Source organism: Shimia sp. (assembly GCF_041624275.1).
Classification (GTDB): Bacteria; Pseudomonadota; Alphaproteobacteria; order Rhodobacterales; family Rhodobacteraceae; genus Shimia.
This window is the reverse complement of the sequence record NZ_JBFJVE010000279.1, coordinates 1-2694: the sequence shown is the minus strand read 5'-3', so window position 1 is coordinate 2694 and position 2694 is coordinate 1. Positions and strand designations below refer to the sequence as shown.

Below are 2694 nucleotides of genomic sequence, written 5' to 3'. Positions count from 1 at the left end.
GTCATCGCCGGCGTCACCATGAATATCGGCGCGCCCGTTCAGCGCCGAGATCGTGTCGTTGCCTTCCCCGCCGGTCACGGTGGAAGGCGCGCCGCCGGTGTTGCCGTCACCGTCGAGCTCGGCGAAATCGTCGCCGGCAAATCCGCGTATATAGCCGCCCTCAAATCCCGATCCGGCGCCCCCCAGCGCGATCACGTCGTCGCCGTCGCTGCCGTCCAGCAAGTCGGGGCCCAGTTGCAGCGCCGAGGTGACAAAGCCCACATCCTCCAGCACCACCCCCGCCGCCCCGACAAGCCGGATCTGGTGGCTGTAGGGGTCCTGCGGGCTGTCGCCCGAGGCATCGAAAACGTCATACAGGACCAGCGCGTCATCGCCGTCGGTCTCGATCCGCAGGGAATTCACCGACTCCGCCTCGCGCGAAAGCTGGATTTCCAGCCGGTCCTCGGCGGGGTCGAAATCGGTGATGACCAGCGTGTCCCCGCTGAGCTGTTCGGCGGTGCTCGAATAGACCGAGATACGATCCGCGCCGGCCCCCCCGGTGACGGTGGCGGCCCCGACATCGCCGATCAGGGGCGCCGAATAGCCGCTGGCCGCGCCAAGATCATAGGTCGCGACCACAAGGGTGTCATCGCCGTCGCCGCCGTCGACCCTCTGGCCGTTCTCGACCGCGATCGTGTCGTCGCCCGCCCCGCCAAGAAGCGTGCTCGCCCCGGTCAGGAAGGCGCCCAGCCGGTCATCGCCGGCGCCGCCGTCGATCTGGTCGACCACATTACCCCCGGCAATCACCGGGTCCGAGGGGTCGTTGAACTCGAGATCGTCCGCGCCTTCGGTGCCACGCAGGATGCCGTCGTCCAGCGTCAGATCGCGGTCGGGGTCGGGCGGCAGGTCGGCCTGACCGGCATCCTCGGGATCACCCGCGTCGCCCTGAAACAATGGCAGGGCGCAGATGGCAAGAAACAGCAAGGACAATGTGATCGGCATAATGGTCGGCCTCAACAAGCATAATGGTCGGCCTCTGAGGGGGCGCGGCGGCCCGTTATCACACCACCCTAGGATGAACCCACCCGGCAGTAAACCCGCGCTGAGCCGCCGAAGCCTTTGTTGCCGCGGTGGAAACAATGGCCGGCCCGCCCACCGCCGGGCCCGCTCCGGACCGGCTGCGGCGCGCGGCACGACGCCCTGCCCCGGCGCTGCGCGACATGCCGGCCCGCAGCCCTTATCGCGCGGGCCGGGGCGATAGCGGGCGAAACCCGCTTGCCCCCCCCGGCAAAACTGCCTACATAGCGCGCTGAACATACCGAACGCATCCGACAGGTCCTTCATGGAAAACGTTGTCCTCATCATCCACCTTCTTCTCGCATTGTCGCTGATCGGCGTGGTGCTGCTGCAACGTTCGGAAGGTGGTGGCCTTGGCATGGGCGGCGGCGGTGGCGGCGCCATGTCGAGCCGCGCGGCCGCCACGGCCCTTGGCAAGGTGACCTGGATCCTGGCGATCGCCTTCATCTGCACCTCGATCGCGCTCACCATCCTTGCGGCGAAGAACTCGGCCGGCAGTTCGGTTCTCGACCGGCTCGGCGATGCGCCGGTGGCCGAAGAGGGCACCGAGGCCCCGGCCTCCAACCTGCTGCCGCCCAGCGATGACGACACGCCGCTGGTGCCGCGCGCCGACTGATCTTTCCCGGCGCGGCCGGACCATATTGACCGGGCCATGCCCGGGCCCCGGGGGCCCGGACAGGGCCCCTCAGAACGCATACCACAGCTTGAGATCACCGATAGGGCCGCAACAGCATCTTGCGGTTCTGTTGCCAAGCCGTGGCGAATCTTGATATACTCAAGTCCCGTGATGCTGCCGCCGATTCCACCGAGGATCGCTGCGCGTGGGCAGAGCAGAAACGCCGAAATCAGGCTGGAATTCACGGGGGTCTCGAACTCATGGCGCGGTATATTTTCATTACGGGTGGCGTGGTGTCCTCTCTGGGCAAGGGGCTGGCTTCGGCCGCGCTCGGCGCATTGTTGCAGGCACGCGGCTACACGGTGCGGCTGCGCAAGCTCGACCCCTATCTCAACGTCGATCCCGGCACCATGAGCCCCTTTGAACACGGCGAGGTCTTCGTCACCGACGACGGCGCCGAGACAGATCTCGACCTCGGCCACTACGAACGGTTCACCGGGGTGCCGGCGCGGATGACGGATTCGGTGAGTTCCGGGCGCATCTATTCCAACGTGCTGGAAAAGGAACGCCGCGGCGACTACCTTGGCAAGACCATCCAGGTGGTTCCGCATGTCACCAATGAAATCAAGGACTTCATCAACATCGGCGATGATGAGGTCGATTTCATGCTCTGCGAGATCGGCGGCACCGTGGGCGACATCGAGGGCCTGCCCTTCTTCGAGGCGATCCGCCAGTTCAGCCACGACAAGCCGCGCGGCCAGTGCATCTTCATGCATCTGACGCTGCTGCCCTATCTGGCGGCCTCGGGCGAGCTGAAGACCAAGCCGACCCAGCACTCGGTCAAGGAGCTGCGTGCGATCGGCATCCAGCCGGACATCCTGGTCTGCCGCTCCGACCGCCCCCTCGACCCGGGGATCAAGGAAAAGATCGCCATGTTCTGCAACGTGCCGGGCAAACGGGTGATCGACGCGCGCAACGTCGACAACGTCTATCGCGTGCCGCTGCTGTTTGCCGACCAGGGC

At 66.3% G+C, this 2694-nt stretch carries 2 protein-coding genes and 1 pseudogene; 2 read left to right on the top strand and 1 reads right to left on the bottom strand.

All coding sequences use genetic code 11. The features are described from left to right. A pseudogene (locus tag ABZD10_RS15040) lies at window positions 1-981 on the bottom strand (hypothetical protein); the annotation flags it as partial. Between the two features lie 340 nt (window positions 982-1321). Between ABZD10_RS15040 and secG the strand changes: the two are divergent. Together secG and ABZD10_RS15030 are read left to right on the top strand one after the other, a co-directional pair. Next, a complete protein-coding gene (gene secG, locus ABZD10_RS15035) occupies window positions 1322-1672 on the top strand; it encodes a preprotein translocase subunit SecG (protein ID WP_372887753.1) in 351 nt (116 codons plus the stop codon). Window positions 1673-1932: 260 nt separating this feature from the next. Continuing rightward, a partial coding sequence (locus ABZD10_RS15030; protein WP_372887751.1) for a CTP synthase occupies window positions 1933-2694 on the top strand: 762 nt, incomplete at its 3' end.

Bases quoted from the DNA above. Each gene is read 5' to 3' on its own strand.
- secG (WP_372887753.1), top strand. From the start codon at position 1,322: ATGGAAAACGTTGTCCTCATCATCCACCTTCTTCTCGCATTGTCGCTG.